19 protein-coding genes are annotated in these 22508 nt (G+C 42.4%); 8 read left to right on the forward strand and 11 right to left on the reverse strand.

Translation table 11 applies throughout. The annotated features are described in order from the left end of the window. Nucleotides 1–94 precede the first annotated feature (94 nt). The 4 genes from A0128_RS04630 to A0128_RS04645 form a co-directional block, all read right to left on the reverse strand. The gene (locus tag A0128_RS04630; protein ID WP_069609115.1) at nucleotides 95–658 is read right to left on the reverse strand and encodes a Crp/Fnr family transcriptional regulator; all 564 of its coding nucleotides are present in this window, start codon (nucleotides 656–658) and stop codon (nucleotides 95–97) included. A gap of 366 nt (nucleotides 659–1024) precedes the next feature. Further along, a complete protein-coding gene (locus A0128_RS04635) occupies nucleotides 1025–1873 on the reverse strand; it encodes an alpha/beta fold hydrolase (RefSeq protein ID WP_069609116.1) in 849 nt (282 codons plus the stop codon). Between the two features lie 158 nt (nucleotides 1874–2031). Beyond that, nucleotides 2032–3030 carry a sigma-70 family RNA polymerase sigma factor gene (locus A0128_RS04640; RefSeq protein WP_173662769.1) on the reverse strand — a complete coding sequence of 333 codons (999 nt, stop codon included), beginning with the start codon at nucleotides 3028–3030 and terminating at the stop codon, nucleotides 2032–2034. A 2-nt stretch (nucleotides 3031–3032) separates the two neighbouring features. After that, complete coding sequence (locus tag A0128_RS04645; RefSeq protein WP_069609117.1) at nucleotides 3033–4226, reverse strand: NAD(P)/FAD-dependent oxidoreductase; 1194 nt, start codon at nucleotides 4224–4226, stop codon at nucleotides 3033–3035. Nucleotides 4227–4426: 200 nt separating this feature from the next. Between A0128_RS04645 and A0128_RS04650 the strand changes: the two genes are divergently transcribed. Further along, nucleotides 4427–5368: a cytochrome-c peroxidase gene (locus A0128_RS04650; protein WP_069606446.1), complete on the forward strand. Its 942-nt coding sequence runs from the start codon at nucleotides 4427–4429 to the stop codon at nucleotides 5366–5368. Nucleotides 5369–5400: 32 nt separating this feature from the next. Here A0128_RS04650 and A0128_RS04655 read toward each other — a convergent pair whose 3' ends face one another. Continuing rightward, entirely contained in the window at nucleotides 5401–5829 is a 429-nt protein-coding gene (locus tag A0128_RS04655) for a MarR family winged helix-turn-helix transcriptional regulator (RefSeq protein WP_083244056.1), read from the reverse strand. Nucleotides 5830–5938: 109 nt separating this feature from the next. Between A0128_RS04655 and A0128_RS04660 the strand changes: the two genes are divergently transcribed. Together A0128_RS04660 and A0128_RS04665 are read left to right on the forward strand one after the other, a co-directional pair. Beyond that, entirely contained in the window at nucleotides 5939–6727 is a 789-nt protein-coding gene (locus A0128_RS04660; RefSeq protein ID WP_069606447.1) for a hypothetical protein, read from the forward strand. Between the two features lie 108 nt (nucleotides 6728–6835). Continuing rightward, entirely contained in the window at nucleotides 6836–7399 is a 564-nt protein-coding gene (locus A0128_RS04665) for a class I SAM-dependent methyltransferase (protein ID WP_162274092.1), read from the forward strand. A gap of 47 nt (nucleotides 7400–7446) precedes the next feature. Here A0128_RS04665 and A0128_RS04670 read toward each other — a convergent pair whose 3' ends face one another. Further along, nucleotides 7447–9129, reverse strand: coding sequence for a TolC family protein (locus A0128_RS04670; RefSeq protein ID WP_069606449.1), 1683 nt, complete (start codon nucleotides 9127–9129; stop codon nucleotides 7447–7449). Between the two features lie 21 nt (nucleotides 9130–9150). On the opposite strand from A0128_RS04670, the gene A0128_RS04675 reads away from it, so the two are divergent. Continuing rightward, nucleotides 9151–11295: a thioredoxin domain-containing protein gene (locus tag A0128_RS04675; RefSeq protein ID WP_083244196.1), complete on the forward strand. Its 2145-nt coding sequence runs from the start codon at nucleotides 9151–9153 to the stop codon at nucleotides 11293–11295. Nucleotides 11296–11360: 65 nt separating this feature from the next. Here the strand turns inward: A0128_RS04675 and A0128_RS04680 are convergent, their stop codons facing one another. From A0128_RS04680 to A0128_RS04695, 4 genes are read right to left on the reverse strand one after another with little or no spacing between them, the layout of a single operon-like run. After that, complete coding sequence (locus tag A0128_RS04680; protein ID WP_069606451.1) at nucleotides 11361–12566, reverse strand: hypothetical protein; 1206 nt, start codon at nucleotides 12564–12566, stop codon at nucleotides 11361–11363. Then, nucleotides 12544–14082 (reverse strand): MBOAT family O-acyltransferase, encoded by a 1539-nt coding sequence (locus A0128_RS04685; RefSeq protein WP_069606452.1) that lies wholly within the window; start codon nucleotides 14080–14082, stop codon nucleotides 12544–12546. Before A0128_RS04685 ends, A0128_RS04680 begins: the two co-directional genes overlap by 23 nt. Nucleotides 14083–14118: 36 nt before the next feature. After that, the gene (gene rsfS, locus A0128_RS04690; protein WP_069606453.1) at nucleotides 14119–14490 is read right to left on the reverse strand and encodes a ribosome silencing factor; all 372 of its coding nucleotides are present in this window, start codon (nucleotides 14488–14490) and stop codon (nucleotides 14119–14121) included. A gap of 5 nt (nucleotides 14491–14495) precedes the next feature. Then, nucleotides 14496–15689, reverse strand: a complete 1194-nt coding sequence (locus tag A0128_RS04695; RefSeq protein WP_069606454.1) for an LCP family protein — start codon at nucleotides 15687–15689, stop codon at nucleotides 14496–14498. Nucleotides 15690–15905: 216 nt separating this feature from the next. Here A0128_RS04695 and A0128_RS04700 point away from each other — a divergent pair, with 216 nt between their 5' ends. Continuing rightward, a complete protein-coding gene (locus A0128_RS04700) occupies nucleotides 15906–17519 on the forward strand; it encodes a long-chain fatty acid--CoA ligase (RefSeq protein ID WP_069606455.1) in 1614 nt (537 codons plus the stop codon). A gap of 534 nt (nucleotides 17520–18053) precedes the next feature. After that, nucleotides 18054–18593 (forward strand): DUF1564 domain-containing protein, encoded by a 540-nt coding sequence (locus tag A0128_RS04710; protein ID WP_069609119.1) that lies wholly within the window; start codon nucleotides 18054–18056, stop codon nucleotides 18591–18593. Nucleotides 18594–18690: 97 nt separating this feature from the next. Here the strand turns inward: A0128_RS04710 and A0128_RS04715 are convergent, their stop codons facing one another. After that, on the reverse strand, nucleotides 18691–20706 hold the full coding sequence (locus A0128_RS04715; RefSeq protein ID WP_069609120.1) for a cag pathogenicity island protein CagA: 2016 nt from the start codon (nucleotides 20704–20706) through the stop codon (nucleotides 18691–18693). 127 nt (nucleotides 20707–20833) lie between these two features. Between A0128_RS04715 and A0128_RS04720 the strand changes: the two genes are divergently transcribed. Both A0128_RS04720 and A0128_RS04725 read left to right on the forward strand, forming a co-directional pair. Beyond that, the gene (locus A0128_RS04720) at nucleotides 20834–21367 is read left to right on the forward strand and encodes a TlpA family protein disulfide reductase (protein WP_069609121.1); all 534 of its coding nucleotides are present in this window, start codon (nucleotides 20834–20836) and stop codon (nucleotides 21365–21367) included. Between the two features lie 108 nt (nucleotides 21368–21475). Next, on the forward strand, nucleotides 21476–22498 hold the full coding sequence (locus tag A0128_RS04725) for a hypothetical protein (RefSeq protein ID WP_156781770.1): 1023 nt from the start codon (nucleotides 21476–21478) through the stop codon (nucleotides 22496–22498). Nucleotides 22499–22508 lie beyond the last annotated feature (10 nt).

Raw genomic sequence — 22508 nt, forward strand, 5'->3', positions numbered from 1 at the left:
CGAAGATTGGAAATCACGCAGAGTGTTTTATTCGTTTCCATCTTTTATGGAATTGCGATCATCTGAGAAAGGGATAATTAAAAAGAAGATCGTTTTAGTCTTTTTTTTCTTTTTTCAACTTATTTGTTTTGGAACGGATTCTACTCAGAGAAACCGGAGTGATTCCAAGATAAGAAGCGATATGATACTGTGGAACGATCTCTTCTATGTTCGGATGAGTTTCTTTCAACAAGTTGTATCTCGCCTCCGCGTCCAACGCGAGAAGTTCGTATTCTCTTCTTGCCTTTTTTAGAAAAAGATTTTCGGCGACTTTTCTTCCAAGACGTTCCCAAGCGATATGAGTTTCAAAGAGAGAATTCAAATCTTCAAAGTTGGCGACTGCAAGTTTGCAATCGGTGATCGCTCGTATATTACACGTCGAAGGTTGTTTTGAAAGAAGATCAAAATAGGAACCGGTAAATTCTCCAGGAAAATTGAAACTCTTGATGTACTCGTCCCCGTCCGGCGTGAGATAGTATTCTCTCAAAACGCCGGAGAATACAAAAGCGTATTCGGTCGGGATTTTTCCTTGTTTGATGAGAAAGTCTCCGTAAGAAAGTTCTCGAAACGAATAGGTGATTCCCGCCTGAGACCAGACTTCTTTTGGAATCGGAGACATGACATTGACCCTTTCGTAGATCTTCCACCATTCAGGACTGTTTTCGATGATTTGGAAATCGGCCACTCCCTTTAGAGACGCCTCCAAGGAGTTTTTGGCAAATCTTATTAAATGGAGAATTTGAAATTTAAACCTGTCTTCTCTTGCTATAGAATGAATCGAAAACTTTTCGGATCCGTTTCTTCCGTTCAAATCCTAAAGTACGAATTTCCCGTGATTTTAGTTCAGAGGGACTTTAAGTCCGTTTTCAAACATTTTTCGAAAAGATTTCCTTTGTCGGAACAAACAAACATCGACGTTTACCGCAAAACTTTTGAAACAAGGAGAATCCGAGTCGATTCTTCTTGTTTCATTTTAAAGTGTGAATCAACGAATCGATTTGAGAAACGGAATCGCGACTTCCAAAAATCCCTTTGGATCTTCCGCAAAGGGAACGTGCCCCGTTTTTAAAAAGACAAGCTGCGAACCTTTGATTTTGTCGTGAAGCCTTTCTCCAAGTTCCGGAACAATCACAGGATCCATTTCGCCCCAGACGATTAGAGTGGGCGCCGTGATCCGAGCTACCTTTTCTCTGAGATCGTGTTTTTCGTCGGAAAAACTTTTCCAGATGGCCGCCCTTACGTTCTTGGAGCCTTCCACTTGTTTTCGTTCCTGAATTCTTGTAAGAATCGATTTTGTATAAGGGTTTTCGATCTTGATGTAGTAGTTTGGAAACGCATTCCAAGTAGCTCCGGTAAACCAAAGAGTACTCATGAGTTTTACGAAAATTTTTGTCTTAAAGTCCGGATCGTTCATCCCTCCTGTATCCACAAGAATTAAACCTTTTACTAAATTAGGTTTATCTAATGCAAGTCTCATGGAAGCGTAACCTCCGAGAGAGTTTCCGATCAAAACGGCCCCTTTCGGTGCGAGTTGTTCTACGAGTTCCGGAAGGACGTCGGCGTAAGAAACCGCGGAAGCGGAATCGACAGGATTCGGAAAACCCGATTTTCCATGCCCCGGCCAATCCACGCTGATCACACGAAACGATTCGGATAACTTGGGGACGATCGCGTCAAAGTCTCTGTGATCGTGTCCAGGCCCCGCGGAATGAAGAAGAATCAGGGTTTCTCCCTTTCCTTGGATCCAATAAGCGATCGATCCTTGTTTGCTCTGAAATACGCCGGAAGGTTTTTCTTCCTGAATCAACGGTTCTTGTGTTGCGGTAGTTTGCATTTCCTGTCCTCCCGAACAAGCGATCATTGTAAGTCCGATACAAAGGACGGTGAGAATTTGAGTTCGAAGTTTCATACTCGGTAGTCTGAGTCAGAAATCGAAAAAAGTCAAGGTTCGACGAGATCTCAAACCAGAGAATTCGATTATCCTATGTTAACTTACTTTTTTCGAGTGATCGCCCAGTGGACTAATTTCAGAAGGGGTTTGGTCCAGACTGGAGGCTGACGATTTGTGGAAGCCGACTTTGGAAATAGAAGAAAGAACTCGAGAGGGATAAGAATTCCTCTTTCGATCAAGTTCGTTTTGTTTTTGTAAGCCGAGAATTTATCGTCGTTCAACATCGTGTAGATATAAGAGATTCCGTTCTCATCCATCAAAAAACTTCTGAGATAAACCGGTTTGTCTTTATGATATACGATAATACTTTCCGAACCGTTCGTCTCTGTGAAAAATAATTCCGTATTGGAGAAGATCGGATTCTTTGCGGTTCGGATGAGAAAGGAAGCGATCCTTTCTTTTCCAAAAAGAGGAATTCTCGCCGCGTGAACCTTTCCTCCTCCGTCGGACCAGAGAACGATTTCCTCTTTTAAAAAAGGAAGTAAGAGTTCCGGTTCTCCTTTGGAAGAGGCAAGTAGGAAACTGTGGAGTAACTTTCTTCGCGTTTCCTTATCGGGAGAAAACTTTTTCTTTCCGGATTTGAGGGCGTCTTTTGCACGTTTGAGGGTTTGTCTGCAATTCTCCTGGGTTTTTCCAACGGCTTCGGAAATAACTTTGTAATCCAGATCGAAGGATTCTCTTAAAATAAACACGGCTCTTTCAATCGGATTCAATTTTTCTAATAGATGAAGAAAGGCGAGATCCAAGGTTTCCGGATCGGGTTCTTCCGTCTCGGGGCCTGTGGGAATCGGTTCCGGAAGCCAGGGGCCGATATAGGTTTCTCTTTTGTTCTTCACTTTTCGAAGAGTATCTAAAGAAAGTCTGGTCGCGATCGTGGAGAGAAAAGCCTTAGGAGATCGAATGTTTTCGGTGACGGATCTTTCCCAGCGAAGAAAGGATTCCTGAACGATATCCTCGGCGTCGCTCACGCTTCCGGTCATTCTGTAGGCGATCCCGAAGACGAGAGACTTGTGTTCTAAAAATTGTCCGAGTCTGTCCAAGTTTATTTCTCCGAGGGAGTAGCGAGTGTTTTCGCGTTAAATTCTTCTTTGGCATCTGGAAAAGATTTCCAAAAGTAAAAATCAAACTTCTTTTCCAAACGAAAGGACAACACGGTAAATTTACAAATCAACTCTTTGATCCATACGGCGCTTTGAGAAGTCCAAATTTTCCCGGTCGGCGTATCATCCGGTTCCGATTCTTGAATGAGACCGTCCTTTCTTCCTAAGCTTACATTTCTTCCCAAATAGGCGATCGAAAACGGATGTTCCCCTTTTTTCGATTTTGCTCCCAGTTGATGAGACAGTCTTTCGGCGGCGTAGATTCCCATCGGCAAAGCGGTTGCGCAAGCCATTCTAAGATGATCGTAACCCGAAGAAACGATCTGAACCGCGTCCCCGGCTCCGATGATTTCGGGATGATCCTCGACTTCCAAAAAAGAATTCACGTAAACCTGGCCGATCGGATTGGTTCTCAATCCGGAGATCGATCCGATCGGAGAAGCCGAAAATCCGTTTGCTAAAACACAAACGTCGTGATAAATTTTTTTCCCGTCGGCGGCGACGATATGATCCTTCTCATATTTTAAGATTTTTGAATGTTCCATCAGTTCGATGCGGTTCTTCAAAAAGAATTCTTTGATCCTTATGATCGCCTCGACCGAAAATCCTTTTCCAAATTGATTCGCTTCGATAAGGGATATTTTTACGTTCGGAAATTGTTCTCTGAGTTCCGAAGCCGCTTCGATTCCGCTGAGTCCGGCTCCTAATACCGTAATCTTTGCGGTTTTCTTTTTTTTAAGAATCTCGTGCATTCTCGCACAATCCATTTTTTCGGTGAGTTGAACATATTGATCCGTAAATTTCGGAATCGTTGAACCGCAGATTCCAAGAGAATATATTAAGAAATTGTAATGGTGAATATCACCGTTTTCTAAAATGACTTGTTTTTTCTGAGTTCCGATTCCTTCGATTTTGGCAACGACTAAGTTGACTTTATTATGAAGAAGCGAGCGTATAGAATATTTTTTCTTGAGAGTTCCCGCGAGAATTTGATGATTTCGAATTCTTTCCTGAAAATCTTCTTGGGCGGTGATCAAAGTGATTTCCAGAGGAAGTTTTTTTCTCGCGAGACGATTGGCGGCGATGATTCCCGCGTAACCTCCGCCTGCGATCAAGATTTTTTGGATTTGCGACATGTTTGCCTCCGTTTCAGAGGAAAGACGTCTTCCGAATTCGGTCTGTGACAAGGCTTTGCATAAAACTTTTACGAAATTCTTCAAATTTTTCTGAGGAGATTCTTTCGAAATTTTCTTTTCCGAATATGTAATTAGAATTGTTCTAAATTCGAATTGACAGATGAGATCGGAGTTCAAACCATTGACCCAGGATGGTCCACATGTTTAGGATTTTGTCCATAATCTGTCTTCTGTTAGCGCTCCAAGCCTGCAAAGAACCCGTTCAAAAAGCGGAACTGGAAAGTTTTGTCGTAAAGAACGTAATTCATCCCAGTAACAATCCTTATAATAAGGACAAAGTAGAATTGGGAAAATTGCTCTATTTTGATAAGCGACTTTCTCTCAAAGGAGATACGAACTGTGCGATCTGTCATTCCTTGGAAATACAGAATTCGGAAACTAGTTCTGTTCCTCGAAATCAAATTCATAAATCCGTCGCTCCCCCGTTAACGAATGTCGCATTATACAAAGATGTTTTTACGGATCCTCAAGCAAACGATCTGGAAGAGATTGTAAAAGAAAGAGTGCATACGGCTCTGATGCTCAAAGACGAAAAGACCATCGTCACAAGGCTCAATCAAGTCGCGGAATACAGAGATCTTTTTGAAAAGTCTTTCGGTTCTCCCGGCATTACTATGGATCGAATCGTAAAGGCGATCTCGGCGTTTGAGAGAACGATCATTTCTAAAAATTCTAAGTTTGATCGCTACGTGATGGGAGAAGAATCCGCTTTGACTCCTTCTCAAAAACGAGGAATGGACGTCTTTATGAATAAGGCGAAATGCAATCAGTGTCACAACGGACCGAATTTTTCCGATTCAACGCAGCACACGACCGGCCTCAAAGGAATCACGCAGAAGATTCGAACTCCGAGTCTGAGAGACGTCAGTAAAAAGAATGAATTTATGCACAACGGAGAATTTACAAAGTTGGAAGACGTAGTGAATCACTTTGTGAGCGGCGGTTCGAAAGGTTCCATCGAAGATCCTCTTTTAAAACCCGCGGCGATTACCGAAGAGGAAAAGAAAGATCTGATCGAGTTTCTAAAATCCTTAGAAGGGGAATCACATCCTCTCGAAATGCCTAAGATCCCGAGAGCTTAGAATTTTTTCCTTTTTGCGGTCTCCGTAAATTCTCAGCTTCCGGAATCTACTTTTTCCAAAAGTGATATGAGGATTCTTCTTTCTTCATAGGTAGTATTTTTATAAATTCTTGTGAACATTTTTCTAGAAGAGCGAATGACCGCGGATCTCGCGGCTTTTCCTTTTTCGGTTAGGACGATTTCGGAAACTCGAGAGTCTTCTATGTTTTTGAATCGTTCCACGTAACCATTTGCGACCAATCGTTTGACGATCTGTGTGACTGTGGATCTATCTCTAAAAATTTTTTTCGAGATAGAAGTCATCGACTCCGGCATCTTATTTCGCAACGCGCAGAGGACGGCTCCTTGCGGCGGACTGATATCCTTGTATCCTTCTTTTTTGTAACTCAACGAAAGGCTGAAGAAAATTCTTTCCGAAATCCCGGAGAGTAAGTGTACGATTTTTTCAGGCTGCACACTCATACGTTACACCTCCTAAAAATGCTTTGTGCCCAAAGCAAATACTGACGCCGGAGATTCTTCTCGGGATCAAATACGTTGACCGATGGAGTTCGGGATATAGACAAATCTTATGAAACAAACTTCATCCATTTTTAACTTTGAAAGTATCGAGATCAACGAAAAATACTGCGGCCCTCCGATGAGCGGAAACGGGGGATACATTGCTGGTATTACCGCCAATCCGATTCAAAAGGACGCGGCGGTCATTAAAATAAAAGCGCCCGGACCGCTGAATGAAACCTTGTATTACTCTCTCAATTCCAACACGAATGGAATTAAATTATTGAGTAAGGACACCGACGTGGTCATTGCGGAAGCGCAAGAGGATCCAGAATTTTTTATGGACGTTCCCGAGTTGAATTCTTCCATCTTGGAAGACATTCAGAATCCCGAAGAGGAATATCTGGGCTTTCATACACATCCTTTCCCCACGTGTTTCGTATGCGGTCCGCAACGAAATCACGAGGACGGGATGAGAATATTTTCGGCGAAGATTCCGGATCAAAAAGGTTTCAGCCATCTGCACGGCGCATTCTGGAACCCCTGGAAAGACCTGGGCGGAGCCGACGGAAAAATCCGAAACGAGATCGTATGGGCGGCGCTGGATTGTCCCGGGGGCTTTGCGGTCTCTTACGTGGATCCGACTATGATCGTTCTCGTAAAATTACGCGGAAGGATTTTGGAGAGTTTATTCACGGGAGTTCCGTATGCGATTCTGTCCTGGGAAATCGGAAGAAATCGCAGACAGAGAACGCCTGGGACTGCGATTTATCGAATTGAAGATCGCAAATGTGTCGCCTATTCCGAGGCAATCTGGATGGTTCCTGGAAATTGGAATCCTGAAAATAAAAAAGAATAATAAAAATTGAATATAATAAAAGTATAGAGGGAACTCATCATGTGTGTACAAAAAACCTCGACGTTGAGCTTAGTAAATGCCTATTTTTTCCAGACACTACAAGGATATATGCATTTCAAATACCGAAGGATAAAAAGAATCCTTTTTGAAGATCTACCCGATACGGTTGTCGAGCTGGGTCCGGGAGTGGGTTCGAACCTGAGATACTTCAAACCGGGAACCACTCTTTTAGCCGTAGAGCCGAACGAGGGAATGCATCCTCTTTTGAAAAAGAATTCGGAAAAGTATTCGATCAAAACCGAACTGATGAATTTGTCCGCGGAAAAACTTCCGTTCTCGGATTCTTCCGTGGACGCGGTGGTTTGTAGTTTGGTTCTTTGTACCGTTGAAAAACCGGATCAGGTTCTAAAAGAGATTAAGAGAGTTTTAAAGAAGGGAGGAAAATTTGTCTTTTTGGAACACGTGGCCGCAGAACACGGCTCTTGGATTCAATGGATTCAGAAGACCGTTTTTAGACCTTGGCTTTGGTTTTTCGAAGGTTGTCATCTGAACAGGGATACATATCACACTCTCCAGAGCGCGAATTTTTCGAGTTTGAAAATCGAGAAACATTCGTTATCTACGATTTTTCTGCCGATCCGACCCCATGTCTACGGGATCGCGATCAAATAAGTAGATAAGAATTCTTTTTGTTCGGAAGGAAAAAGAGCAGTCGGCGCTTACTTTGTAGGCGCCGTTGTATCTAAGTTTGCTTGTTTTGATTCCGCCATCTTCATCAGACGATCGATGATTTCCTGAGGATCCACTCCAAACTTTTCGAAGATATGATTCTTTGCGAGTTCGTATCTAAGAATATCGATGTTCAACTGAATCTTGGTTTGTGCGACTTGGAGTTCCGCCTGAATCAAATTGTCGAGTGCGTTCTTCACCGCGACTGCGGTAAATCTTCCCTGTCTAAAACGTTCGGAAAGACCTCGATAGTATCGATTGGCTTCTTCTCTTCTTTTTTTCGCCCCTTCAAAGATATCTTTTCCGGAAACGATGGCCGCATAACGATTTTCTAATTCTTCTTTGATGGAGAGTTTGAGTTCAGCTTCTTTTTTCTGCAGATTTTCTACGTCCAACTTTGCATTTCGGATATCGGCTTTGATACCTTTGTCCCAAAGAGGATAAGAAAATTGAAACGACGCATAAGCTTCCGGATATTTGAAGGAAGCTACGCCTCGATTTGTATCCATAACATTTTGCTGAGGAGAAACGATATTTTGTCCTCTTGTGGAATAGGCGCCGGAAACTTTTAGGGAAGGCATGTCTTCCGCTTCTTTGATTCTCAGATTGAGCTCGGCGATTTCTCTTTGCTTCCGGAGATTTTTCAGATCGGTTCTGTGATCCAGAGCATAGATATAATCTTTTTCGACGTTGAAATCGGAAGGAACCGTTTCTTGAAGATCGGTAACACCTTCAATTTTAGAAGAAGGATCCGCGTTTAAAATTCGAATCAGAGTTCTTTCGGCTTCCCTTCTGGAAACTTTTGCCTTGTCCAAATTCCCGGCGGTCTGGGAAAGAATGGAACTCCAGAGATTGACTTCAAAGCCTTCGGAAAGGCCCAAATTCCGCTTTCTCGCGGTTAAATCGCGGATGTTTCTCGTATTGGATTCTAATTCTTCCAAAGTCTTTACGTTGGAATCGTAGATATTCAAACTCCAATACTGAACGAGAGTCTGAACCACGAGTTGAGAAAGAGTATAAATCAATTCTTCTCTTTTGATGACGGTGTTTTGTCTTAGGATCGCTTCCTTGTCTTTTTGAGTTTTTCCAAAACCGTATTTTAAAAGTTCCTGACTCAGTGTGATCGTAAGAGCGCTCGTGTACTGAGGCGGAATTGCAAGAGAGGCTAAATTCGAAGGAGTAGAAGCCGTATTTTCAAAGGCGCTCGTATCAAAACGAGTAGTGCTTGCTTCCAGTTTTGCGTAGGTTCCGGTTCTAAAATTCTTCTCCACTCCCACGCTGAGTTTGTCCTGACTTTGTTTGGTTCCCAAGAAGACGTTATTTCGGTTGTTAGGGAGAGTGGTTTTGAAAACTGTAATTCCACCGATTAGGTTCCAAGTAAACTGAGATTCGTTTTTCAGTTCCCCGCCGTCGGCTTTTACGTATTCCATTTTTGCATTTTGGATCGTAATGTTTTTTTCAAGAACGTGATTGACCGCTTCTTTTAGCGTCAGACGAAGTACCTTCTTGGAATCGTTTAGGTTCCCTTCGGAAGATTTTTTTTCTTCTTCCATCAAGGTTTCGTTGGGGTTTAATTCCTGAGAAGTAGCAGGTTGAATCGCCGCAAAAAGGATGGTTCCGGAAATAAGAATATTTCTAAATTTTCTGCGGGTCCTTTCCTTTTTGTGGTCCATGTAAGTGCCTACTTAATGGACATGGTTGAATGCAGGAAGTTTTTTACAAATCGAAAAATCAGTTTTATGAGTCTAAAAGAGAACAATTCAATGAATTTAAATCCACAAAGCGCTAACAGACTTGTCAAAGAAAAAAGTCCGTATCTCCAACAACATGCAACCAATCCTGTAGACTGGTTTCCTTGGGGTGAGGAAGCCTTTACCAAAGCAAAGCAAGAAGATCGATTGATTTTCTTGTCCATCGGTTATGCGACCTGTCATTGGTGTCACGTGATGGAACGGGAATCCTTTGAAAATCAAACTATAGCGGATTATCTAAATTCACATTTTGTATCGATCAAAGTTGATCGAGAAGAAAGGCCCGATATCGATCGAATCTACATGGACGCTTTGCACGCGATGGATCAGCAAGGCGGATGGCCTCTTAATATCTTTTTGACACCCGAAGGAAAGCCGATCACGGGCGGAACTTATTTTCCACCGGAGCCCAAATACGGAAGAAAGAGTTTTTTAGAAGTTTTGAATATTTTAAACAAGGTCTGGAGTGAAAAACGTCAGGAGTTGGTCGCGGCTTCTTCCGAATTATCCCAGTATCTAAAAGAATCCGGAGAGGCCCGTGCGGCTACGAAAGCGGAAGGCGATTTTCCACCGGAGAATTGTTTTGAATCCGGTTTTACTTTGTATGAAGGATACTACGATCCCGACTTTGGGGGATTCAAAACCAATCATACGAACAAATTTCCGCCGAGTATGGGACTTTCGTTTTTGCTAAAATACCATCATTCTTCCGGAAATCAGAAAGCGCTGGAGATGGTGGAAGACACGCTTCTCGCGATGAAACAGGGAGGAATCTACGATCAGGTCGGAGGCGGACTTTGTCGTTATTCCACAGATCATCACTGGCTCGTTCCTCATTTTGAGAAGATGCTCTATGACAATTCTTTGTTTTTGGAAACTCTTGTGGAATGTTCTCAGGTTTCTTACAAGATTCCTGCGGCTTCTTATGCAATGGATGTGATTTCGTATCTGCATCGTGATATGAGAATTTCCGGAGGAGGAATCTGCAGCGCGGAAGACGCGGACTCGGAAGGAGAGGAAGGATTATTTTATATCTGGGATCTAAAAGAATTTCGAGAAGTCTGCGGAGAAGATTCTACCATTCTCGAAAGATATTGGAACCTAAGCGAGAGCGGAAATTTTGAAGGGAAGAATATTCTGCACGAACGTTTTCGAAGCAGCACCGCAAATTTTACCGAAGAACAAAAGAAGAAGTTGGAATCCGCTTTAGAAAGAGGAAAGAAAAAACTCTTAGAAAGAAGAAGCGAAAGAATCCGTCCTCTCAGGGACGATAAGATTCTTACCTCCTGGAACGGGTTGTATATCAAGGCGCTCGTAAAAGCGGGAACCGCGTTTCAGAAAGAGGAATTTTTGGATCTCGCGGAAGAAACGTATTCCTTTCTCGAAAAAAATCTGATCTCGAAAGAGGGAAGAGTTCTTCGGCGTTTTCGCGATGGAGAATCCGGTATATTAGGATATAGTAATGATTACGCGGAATTGATTTCTTCTTCGATCGCTCTTTTTGAGGCCGGTCGCGGAATCCGATATTTAAAACGCGCGGTGGAATGGATGGAGGATACGATTCGATTGTTTCGTTCCCCTTCCGGTGTTTTTTACGATACTGGAAACGACGGGGAAAATCTTTTGAGAAGAAGTGTGGACGGTTACGACGGAGTGGAACCTTCGGCTAACAGTTCTTTGGCGGGTTCCCTCGTTCGATTGTCTTCGTTCGGTGTCAACGCGGATCGTTATCGTGAAATTGCGGAATCCATCTTTCTTTACTTCACAAAAGAACTTTCCGCACACGCTCTGAGTTATCCTTATATGCTTTCCGCTTATTGGACTTATAAAAACCATTCTCAAGAGATCGTTTTGATCCGTAAGAATCGGGATTCCGGAAAAGATCTCTTGTCTGCGATCCGGAAAAAATATCTTCCGAAAGCGGCGATTGCGGTGGTCAACGAAGACGAGTTGGAAGAAGCAAGAAAACTTTCCTCTCTCTTTGAAGCTCGGGACAGCGGCGGATCGGCGCTCGTCTATGTTTGTGAGAATTTTTCCTGTAAACTTCCCGTGAGTTCCGTTGAGGAATTGGAAAAATCGCTCAAATAGGGAGTTCCTACTTTTCAGTCCGGTGGAGCTCCGGTTTCAAAGTGGAAAAAGATCCGAATTCTTTTTCAATACCCCAGCTTGTGGAACATTTCGTTGGTAGCCTTCGCGCCTTGACAGTTCAAATGAATCTGATCGGAATAGAAATCCGGTTTTAGAAACGGTTTTTCAAATTCGATCACTTTGAGATGCGGATACTTTGCCTTGAGAGGTTCGAATGCATTCCAGAATTTTGGAAAGTAACCGGTCTTCTCTATATAATCCGGAAACGGCATTACGATGTAAAAAACCTGAATGTTCTGAGCTTGGGTATATCGAAGAAAGTCTTCGAAAGCGGAGAAATCAAAGCGAGGTTCCTCTTTGTAAGGAACGAGGATTTCTTCCTTGAGTTTGTCCTGACTCATCTGATAGAGAAGTGCGTGTTGTGGTTTGATACGGTCCGAAATATTTAAACCCCCGTTTTGAAAGGAGATTTTGTCTGCGATCCAACGATTGTCCCGAAAGTTACTTTCCGGCGCCATACACTGAGGAGTGTAGAGTTCTTCGCAGCCGCAGTCGAGTTTCATCACGGCTTCCGCCGGTTTGTAATTCTCATAGGAGAATACGTTGAGAAGGGCCTTTCGATAACGATAGGTGGAGAATACGTTCGGAATCGAAGAAGAAAGAACGTAGAGCAATTCCGGACCTTTGTATTGGTCGAACATTTCTCCGATCGAAAATAAGTGAAGAATTCGATGCGAGAAGAACTTCCAGTTGATTTCGGAAACCGTTTTTTGCAGACTTTCTTTCCTGCTTTCCATTACGAAATTCTTATATGTTAAACCCGAAACAAAACGAGTTTCGAGATATTCGGGAAGTCCCATGTTCGGTTTAACATATTTGATAAGCGCAGGGTCCACGATCGGGTCGCCGTATCCGCCCGCGATCAGGCCCGGGCTGGACGCGAATAAAATAAATTCAGGTTTTTGATTCCCCGCCTTAAGATACTTTGCGAGATAGTGTGTGTAGTATCTTGCTCCCATCGCAGGAAGGCTGAAATTATAGACGTTCGATTCTTTTGCTGGAACCAAGGACATACTTCTGGAATCGCCGAAAATCAGGCCTTTGAAATTCAAGGTTCCGGATTCCATTTTTTTTCGGACGTTGTTTACAAGGAATACTTCCGTATGTTCGTAAAAATAGATGTCAGTAAATCGGGCGACGAGTTCGACTCCGATTACGATTGAAAGAACGGTGAAAACGACTTTATTCTTAAAAAGCGAAGTAAATGACATTTTTGCCGAACACACCTTTCAGAACTATACAGTAAAAGAAAAAGACATAGGTAAGAATTCGAATCACAGCAGGTTTTTCGAATATAAAGAATGCTGAATTATTCTTAAAATGAAAGTAATCCCAAACGAGAAGCGGACCGATGACTTTTACGATCTCGGTGAAATAATTGAAAACGCTGATCTGGTCGTTCGGCCCTCTGAGTGTGAAGAAGTTTTCGAAAATTCCCAAAAAAAGAATTCTTGCGTGATTTCCGTCGTAACTTCTAAAAAAGATAGAAGTCATCGCAAACATAAACGTCGTGAAAAAGCAGGACCAAAAGAAAAATCCCTTTGTAAAGAACGTGTGGTTTAAGACCGGAAACTTGGACTTTGCAAAAAGTTTGAGTCGATCAAACGGTTCTCGAAAGATCATATAAAGAACGATATAAAGTCCGCAGCACAAACCCCAGAACGCAAAATTCCAACTCGCTCCGTGCCAAATTCCTGAGAGCCCGAAGATGATAAAGAGGTTTCTAAAATTGTAGAGTCTGCTTACCTTGCTTCCACCTAACGGAATATAGACGTAATCGGTGAACCAGCGGTTGAGCGTAACGTGCCATCTTCGAAAAAGTTCTCTGAAGTTTACGCTAAACTCAGGCGTGATAAAGTTTTCACTGAGGTTGAATCCGAGTAAGAATGCGGAACCCCTCGCGATATAAGAATAACCTGCGAAGTCGCAATAGATCTGAAAAAAGAAAGCGATAAACGCAAGAATCGTATGAATCGCTGAATGGCCTCCCGCTAAGTCCGGATTGGCCTTGTAGATCAAAGGATTGTCTAAGAAAACGAGATTTACGAGTTCTGCGAGATTGTCCGCCACATAGGTTTTCATGTAGTAACCTACAAGAAGCAAAAGACAACCTTTGTAGAAAAGATCCAGATTGATCTTTCTGTCTTCCTTGATTTGAGGAAGAAGATCTCCGGCTCTTTCGATCGGTCCCGCGACCAACTGAGGAAAAAAACAAACAAAAAGAGAAAAATCGATCAGGTTCGTATCGGCTTTTAGTTTACGAAAGTAGACGTCGATCACATACGAAAGAGTCTGAAAAGTAAAAAAACTGATTCCGACCGGAAGAATGATCTGAAGGAAAGTTGCGTCTTGAAAAAGGGTGGGGTCTTCGACTCCGAAAAGTCCGGCCGAGGTTTTGACGGCGACTCCCAAATTCTCTATAAAGAAATTATAATATTTAAAAAACCCGAGCATCCCCATGTCGATGACAACCGCCAAAAACAAAAGCCAGCCCCGGATCTTCGGAGATTCTTTTTGTTCGATGAGGAGGGCTATATAAAAGTTGGAAACTGAAGTGGAAATGATGAGAACAAGAAAAATCCAGTCCCACCAACCGTAAAATGTGTAAGAAGCGACTAAAAGAAATAGATTCTGAATTCTTCTGGAAGTTTTTTTAGCGGCGAAAAAATAACAAACCGCTAAGACGATCAGGAAAAAATAGATAAAAACCGCGGAGTTAAAAATCATTTTCGATCGAACGATCCGAAAGGAACGAAATCTCCTTTAGAGTTCCATTCTCTTGGCGTCGCGCCAGAGTCTGTCCAGATTGTAGTATTCTCTTTTTTCGGGAGTCATGATGTGAATGATGATTTCTCCAAAGTCAAGAAGAGTCCAGCCGGAAGTCGCCGATGTTCCGGTTTTGTCGGCTTCTTTATGAGCAAGTTTAAATTCTTTTAATGTTTTTCTGACTTCTCTCGCGACTGCGTTTGCTTGAACCGCGGAGTTCACGGTGCAGATCACAAAATAACTGAGATAACTGTTTACGGTTTCCAGATTGAGAATGCTGATTTCTTCGCATTTTTTATCCACCATGATATCGTGGATGATTTGAAGAATTTCTTTGGTTGTGGGTGTTTGTTTTGGGGCGGAATTCATGAAGATTATTTTCTCGGTTCGTAATCGGAGCCCACGACGACGGTCGCGTCCAAGCCCTGATCCTTTCTCAACACGTGGTGCACTTCTGCTTTTTCTAAAACGGTAGAGATTCTATCCATGATCGCGGTGTTGCCCGAGCGGTCTATCACAACGGTCTTAGGAAACCCTTTTTTCCACGCGTTGTCGGCGGCTAAAACCTTGATTCTTTTATCGGAAAGAATGCTACGTACGTCTTTTGCAAGACCCGCGACTTCGGTTCCATTGAGAACTTCGGTTCTACCGAATTCTGCATCGGCGAAAACGTCGGAGCTCATATCTTTTGAAAATTTACGAAAGGCGACCCTGGCTCTGGTGATATCGGTTTTGAGATATGTCTTCTTTGTCTTCGGATCATTCATGGGCTCGCCGGGGAGTTCGGAGATACCGAATTGAATTCTTCTGGAATTAACAAACTTAACAAGGCTGATAAAATCTTCTTTGGAAAGATCGGTTTCGACAAGGCTATGAGCGAAGATCAAAAGAGGGATTGTAAGAAATTCTTTTCTTTGAGTCAGAGTTTCGTAGAGGGTTAAGACTACACTTTCTTCTCTGCTGATTCTATCCAGATAATCGAGGGTTTCCTTTTTGTCCATCGTGACCGCGTAGTCGTGGACGTCTTGTCCGGACATGGTATAAACCCCGTCTTGACGATTGTATTCGGAAGAATTTCGGACGGTCCTATTGTCCATATAGATGCTCAAGCCTCCGAGAAGATCCACGATACGAATCCAATTCGAAGCGGAAAGGCTGATCGTATAATGCGGTTTGGCTCCGATCAAATCGGTGACTGCACTTTTTACCGAAGACTTGGCCCCCGATTTTAAAAGATCGAGAGAATCGTCCGGATCATCGAAGGATGTGATCGGATGAATGAAGTAGAGCGCGCAACGATTGTTGGAAGGAAACAAAGTCGCTAAGAGTCCGAATTCATATTCTTCGGAATCGCCGACCGCGTGAAAGAGAAAGTAAATCGGCTTTCCGGAGGCGATTTTTTCTTCCAGTCCGGTTCGATTGAATTTGCTGATCAGAAAGATAAGTGCGGAAAATAAGAGGATTCCAGCGGCGATATAAAGCAGCCAACCGGACGATTTTTTAGAAGGTTCTTTTGAATCCAAATCTAGGCTCCGATTCCATTTCAAACCGGAAAAGCTGTCTGTCAAACGGTTATTTTGTCCGATTCTTTTGCGTTTGTAGAACGGTTGGAATGCTTTGTTTGATTTTGATCGGCGAACGTATTCGATTCTTCATCGAGAAATTTTATTAAAATGTTTTTCCCTTCTTAGAAGGGAGAACTTTTCGTTGACGAACTTCGGAAACGACATAGAATTCCGTTTTCAACAATACAAAAAGAGAAATCGAAATTCGAGGAGAATCAAATGAAATCAACGATGATGAATTATCAACTGACCGTTCCTGCTATTTTGAGAAGGGCGATCGACGTTCATCCTGAGAAAGAGATCGTAACAAAGATGAATGATGAATCGATTCATCGATATACGTATTCGGAATTTCATACTCGAGTGATGAAGCTGATCGATGTGTTGCAGAAATCGGGAATTCGTCCCGGAGATAGAATCGCGACGTTTGGAATGAATCACTATCGACATCTCGAAGTCTACTTCGCCGCTCCTACGATGGGAGCCGTCTTACATACGTTAAACGTAAGGCTCTTTCCGGAACAATTGGTCTATATCGTAAACGACGCGGAAGATTCCGTCATCTTTGTGGATAAAAGTTTGAGTAAGGTTCTCTTGGACCTGCTTCCTCAGTTTAAGAAAAAACCGAAGTTTATCATCATGGATGATTTGGAAGCGATGGATCCGGCTCCATTACCGGATGCGATCGATTACGAAAGATTCTTAAAGGATGGAAATGAAAAGACGGTTGTGTTGCCTGAGATCGACGAGAATGAAGCAGCGGGAATGTGTTACACGTCCGGGACCACGGGGAATCCAAAGGGAGTGGTTTATAGTCATCGGTCGATCTATCTTCATACGATGTCGATTTGTATGTCGGATAGTTTAGGCGTTTGCGAAAAAGAAATCATACTTCCTGTTGTTCCGATGTTCCACGCAAACGCCTGGGGAATTCCGTTTGCTTGTGTTTTTACGGGCGCGGTTCTTGTATTTCCTGGAAAACATCTCTTAGGACACGGGCTCGCTTCTTTATTGGAAGAAGAGAAAGTAAGTATAGCCGCAGGTGTTCCAACGATCTGGAACGTACTCTATCAGCATCTCAAAAAGAATTCTTATGATCTGAGTCGTTTGCATACGATGGTGGTCGGAGGTTCGGCCGCTCCTCAGTCCATGATCGAAGGATTTAAGAACGATTTTGGAATTCAAATTCTTCACGCATGGGGAATGACTGAGATGTCGCCTGTGGGAACCGTATGTCGATTGAAAACAACGATGAGCGATTTCGAAGAAACAGAAAAAATGCATATACTTTCCAAACAAGGACCTGCGGTCGGAGGCGTTGAACTCAAGGGCGTGGACGAACAAGGAAAGAATATCCCGAAGGACGGAAAGACTCCGGGAGAACTCGTTGTGAGAGGACCTTGGATCACCGCATCCTATTATGGAAATCCGAGCAAGGAATCGTTTACGGAAGACGGATGGTTTCGGACAGGAGACGTGATCACGATCGACGAACATTCTTATATCCAAATCACGGACCGTAAAAAAGATCTGATCAAGACTCGGGGAGAATGGATTTCGAGCGTGGAGATGGAAAGTCACGTTTTGAAAGCCTCCGGAGTGTTGGAAGCCGCGGTCGTCGCGAAACCGGATTCGGTGCGCGGAGAGATTCCGGTCGTATTCGTGGTTGCGAAAGAGGGAGAATCCATCGATAAGAAAGTAATATTAGAAGTATTGAAAGTTCACTTTGCGAATTGGCAATTGCCCAATCACGACGACATACGACAGATTGAAACGATTCCAAAAACGAGCGTCGGAAAGTTTGATAAGAAGGTTTTGAGAACACAACTCTGAGATTTGGAAGAAGGGGCTATCGCGTTTAAGAATTTGGGCGTGCCTCTCGCGGAATATTCATAAAGTATAATATTATTTTGTGGTTTCGCTTCGAGTCGCGTGCCTACGGGCTCGCGGATTCCCGCTCGTCCTCTTCGAGGACGCTTTCGCGCCCTGCAGCCCGCTCACGCAAAAAAAAGAACGTTAGCGCGACTGCGATCCATCCTGCGATTGCGTAAAATCTTAAATAAAAAGAAAAATCCCCTGATCGTAAGGTTGGATTCAAATCTCTTTTGAGAAAGGTTGGGCGGGAATGAAATTCTTGGACGGTTTGTTTGATAAGGATCTTCTCAATGATTGAATATTCTAAATGTTTTATTTTTCGAAGCTTCGGCAAAAAGAGAAGGATTCGTGGGGTGTTCTGGGCGGAGCCGAGAATTCTCCATCTATTGATTTGAAGAAAAAATGGAAATTACCGAAGAATATTTGATCGAAAAGATTATTTTTTAGAAAGAATCCGCATCGATTGGAAAGGATTCCGGAACTGTAATGGATATGGGATACTTAACATTCAATGCGGATGAAGAAATTTCTTCAAGGCTCCAAGAAAGTAGAACGGAGACTGTGACTTTATTGATTCCGGAAGGCACTCTGGCTCGTTTGGGAGTAAAGGACGCAAAAGTTCTTCCGAAAAAGATTCCTCAGTTGTTACGGACTTACGGAAAATATCTGACCGCCACCAAGCGTCTGGGAAAAAAAGCCGGAAAAACATTGTATCAGCCGAGTCCGGGAAAGGAGAAGATGAAACGAGTCAACGTTCGATTGAGCACCGGGAGTTGGACTTTTTTAGGAACGCTCGCGCAGGCACACGGGGTTTCTCGTTGTTATCTTTTCAATTATCTGTTGTGGTTGGAAGAATTGGAAGTTGGGGATTCTATCGTAGAAACTGTAAATGCGGGAGCTCCCGCGTTTCACAGATATTACAGTTACATCCTTCACCTCGATTTACCGAACAATCGCGTTTTTCGTAGGCTTCAAACGGAGCCGGTTTCTCTTTTTTACGTTTTAGATTATCGAGATTGGTTTCCTAGTTGAAACCGGTCTCTTATCTTTCCAAAAAATCTGAAATTAAAGAAAAGTCAAGTTCTACGAACAAAGGACTTTGTTCAAACGCGGTCGCTTAGCAGGAAATTTATTTTAGACAACGAACGCCGGCATAATTGCTCAAATGATCCCAACGAATCTCACCTTTAAAAACATCCAAATTGTAAGCGCCATTCTCTCCCATCGAGATCGAAGAAGACCAGTATCTCTTATCCTCGTCGTTCGCGGTCCAGGATTCGGTTTCACCGCTTTCATAAGAATCTTCTAACTCGTCGATAGTCGGAAGACGGAGATCCCGAGAGCTACAAATTTGACTCGCCTGATACCAATTAAAACTACCTTTTGCCGATTCCCAAAGCGTTTCTTTCTGAGAAGGTTGCCTTTTTATCTTCTTTTTATTAGATTCTAAATTTAGAATATTCGAAGAATTGGATGTTTCTTTCCCAGATTTGGAAAGCTCCGTCTGACCTTCTTGATAGTGTATGTTGAAAAGCTTTTTGAATTCCCCGTTCGGATTGGGAAGTTTTACGGCCATTTCTAAAATGTCTTTCAACTTAGATTTCGCCGAACCCCAGAAAAGTCCGGTTTTGGATTCCCAATCAGCTCCGAGTTGGTGACTGTTGATAATCTGAGTCGGATTCTGTGTTTCCAATCCTTCGTGCAGAAGGGAATTTAACTGTTCCTGAAGAGAAATCGGTTCGTTGAGTTTTTGATTCACCCTTTTGATTTCTTTTTTGATTCTTTCGATCTGAGAAAGACTGGCGAATTCTGATTTCGCCAGGGTCTCGATTCCGTCTCGAAAAGCCTCGTGGATTGAGTTCTGATGTTCTTCTTTTTCTTCTTCCGTGGAAGACAAGGCTTCCGCGGTAAATTCCTTTTCGATCCGAAGAAAGAGAGTTTCCAAACGATTGGTAAGATGAGAACGTCCCGTCTTTTCGGAAGCCTCCGATTTCCTTTGCATCGTCTCTTTCAGAGATTGATATTGTGATCCCGATTTTTGACTCAGATCTTTCAAAAGATTTCGATATAATTTCGAAGCGAGGGAAAAATCAAAAGTGGAATATGCCTGGTCGGCTTCTTTTTCCTTCAACGAAAACAAGGCGGATTCAACTTGGTCCTTTCTTTCCTGAATACTCTGTTGAATTTGAATTTGTCTGTGTTTTTCAGGAACCTTTTTGGAATATTCTTCACCTAACAAAATATAAGCGCTTAGGTGGTTTTGTAAATCTTCCGGAGTTTGTTTTTTGGGTTCGAAAAGATCCCGGTCTAAGTCGTTAATCTTTTCCTTATATTCTAAACTGTAATTATTAGTGACACTCGCCTGAATCTGTTTGATAAAAGTTTCTAATTTTTTGCGGGATGCTTCCGAGAGGCGATCCCCAAACGCATTTAAGATTCGTACGTAAATTTCAGTGGATTCCGAATAGTCTCTGGAAAGAGTGTATTTGGCTGCTTGATCCAATTCTTCTCTTACTTCTTCCAAAACTCCTTCTAAAATTTTATCGGAGGTTTTGAATTCCATAGAATTCAAATTGGTTCCGGGAACCGGTTTGATTTTTAAAAACGCTACGCTCATGTTTCCGCTCGTGGAAGCCGGCGCTTGGTTAAAATCCAAGTTGTATTTTGGATCTAAGAGTTTTCTTCCGGATTCTCCCGCGTAATAATCCATAAGAAATTCCGGGAACTCCATCTGAAACGTGGACTTGATAGAATAAGAAAGTGTTTTAGAATCCCTCGTTTGATTTCGGAGCGAAACATAGATGAGTCCGTTTTTAGAGGCGATCGTCCCGGAGATTACTTCGTTTGCGTCGATTGCGTCCGCGATTTGTTTCATACAAATCTCATCCGAACAATCCATCTTTTGAAGCGCTTCGACTTGTTTATAAAGAATCACCATGGATTCGTCGTCCACGATCGTATATTTTCCTTCGAAGTTGTGAAGGACCGAGTTGATGATTCCGTTTCGAAAACGATTCTCCAAACCGGAATTGAGATTTCCTTCAACCGTCAATTTATGAACGTAAATTTTAGAAGGTTTTGTCTGCGCAAAGATCGAGAAGGGAATCCATAAAAAAAGAAACAGAAGAGGAAACCAAATGCGCATTGCGATCATCCTATTTTGTATAGGTTCCTTTTGAAAATTCGAAAAGTAAACAATTATTTGAATTTCTTAAAATGAGATTTACACTCCCTTATAAAAAAGCGATTTGGAACAACAGAAATCAAATCCGATGAATCCGACTAAGACCTTGATTTCGAAAAAAATTCTTTCCATTCTGATCCTTTTCCTGGTTCCTTTGGGAACCGCGTTCTCGGAACCCCTTTCTAATTTTGCATTCTACAATTTAAAAAAAGAAAGAATCGTTCTTTCCGATTCTATCAGAGAATTTTCAAAAAAGGATCTTTTGATTCTTAACTTTACGGGTTCTACCTGCAAACCCTGCAAGGAACAGGTTCCGATCCTTTTGCGTCTTGTAAAACAAATCAATCTTTCTTCTCGAGGAGAATTTAAGGTTCGATTCTGGATCGTCTTTGTGGGGGATGATTTTAAAACCGGTAAAGAATATTCTAAAATTCTAAAGCTTGAAAACGATACCGAAGTTCTGATCGATCCTCTTTCCTCAAGTTATTCTCAGGCGAAAATTTCAGGATTGCCTACTGTGTTTCTCTTGGACGGAAAACAAGAAATTCTTTTAAAAATCGAAGGTTATACCGATGCGGGCACGCTCTCTCTGGAGAATTTTCTGAACTCACTCGTAAAATAAATGAAACTCGAAATCAAATCACAACTTCTATTGCCCATTTTAAGTTTTTGCTTTTTGATTTTTCTTTTCTCATGTTCTCTTCAGAGAAAAAATTCGGAACAAGGTTATGTGGAAGTGGAAGCGGAAGGGGAGACTCTTCAGGATGCGGACAGAAACGCAAAGATGGAGATGATTCGTCAAGTTTTAGGAACCGAAGTCGTTTCCCATTCTTATCTTTTGGATTCCGTCTATTTGGGAAATATCGTCGAATCTTCGGAAACCGGCTTGGTTCGTAGATACCGGATTCTTGAAACAAAACATTCAAAAAATAGAATCTATATCAAAGCAAGTGGAATCGTAGACGAAAATCGTCTTGGAGAATCGATAGAAGAACAATATAAACTTTTGGGAAAACCGAGAATCCTTTTGATCGCTTCTGAAAAATTCGGAGATGAAAAAGAATCCAAATCAAAAACTCTTCTCGAAGCAAAGTTGATTTCTCGGTATCCTGCCTTCGATTTTATTTCCATAAGCCCCGATGAATTCAAAAATTGGAATATACCTCTTACCGACTCCAAGGAAACGAATGTGCGACCTTTTCTTGAATTTGCACGAAAGAAGGGAGTGGAATTACTCTGGATCGCTGATTTTGTTTCCAAGGAAGGTGCTCTTCTTGCAAAAGAGACGGAGCTTCGAAGTATATTTGCGAGCCTGGATTTTAAACTTTTGGAAACCGCTTCCGGTAAAATTTTGGTCTCCGGAAATTTGCAAGGTGGAAAACCCGCGATCCATCTTCGGTTCGGGTCGGAAAAAGCCCTCGATCAGCTTTTGTCCGAGATGAAACCCTCTCTTCTGAGACAACTCGCCGAAAAATGGAAACGGGGCAACACGATCCGTTTGGTTTTTGAAAACCTAAGCTATGAAGAATATTCTAAGAGCGAACTTTCGCATTGGATCCGAAATATTCAGGGAGTAAACTCCTTAAACGAAAGAGGAAAGGATTCTCAAGGAAGAATCGTGATCGAAGTCGTCGGTCTTTTAAACGGCGGTAAGTTGTTTGCGATTCTTAAACAGATGGAGGATCGTTTTGGCTTTCTGATCGAAAGCAAGGAAATTCAAAATCAATTTTTGATCCTGCGAATTAAAAAATAAATCCATTCTT

This window comes from Leptospira tipperaryensis, assembly GCF_001729245.1.
Lineage (GTDB): Bacteria > Spirochaetota > Leptospiria > Leptospirales > Leptospiraceae > Leptospira > Leptospira tipperaryensis.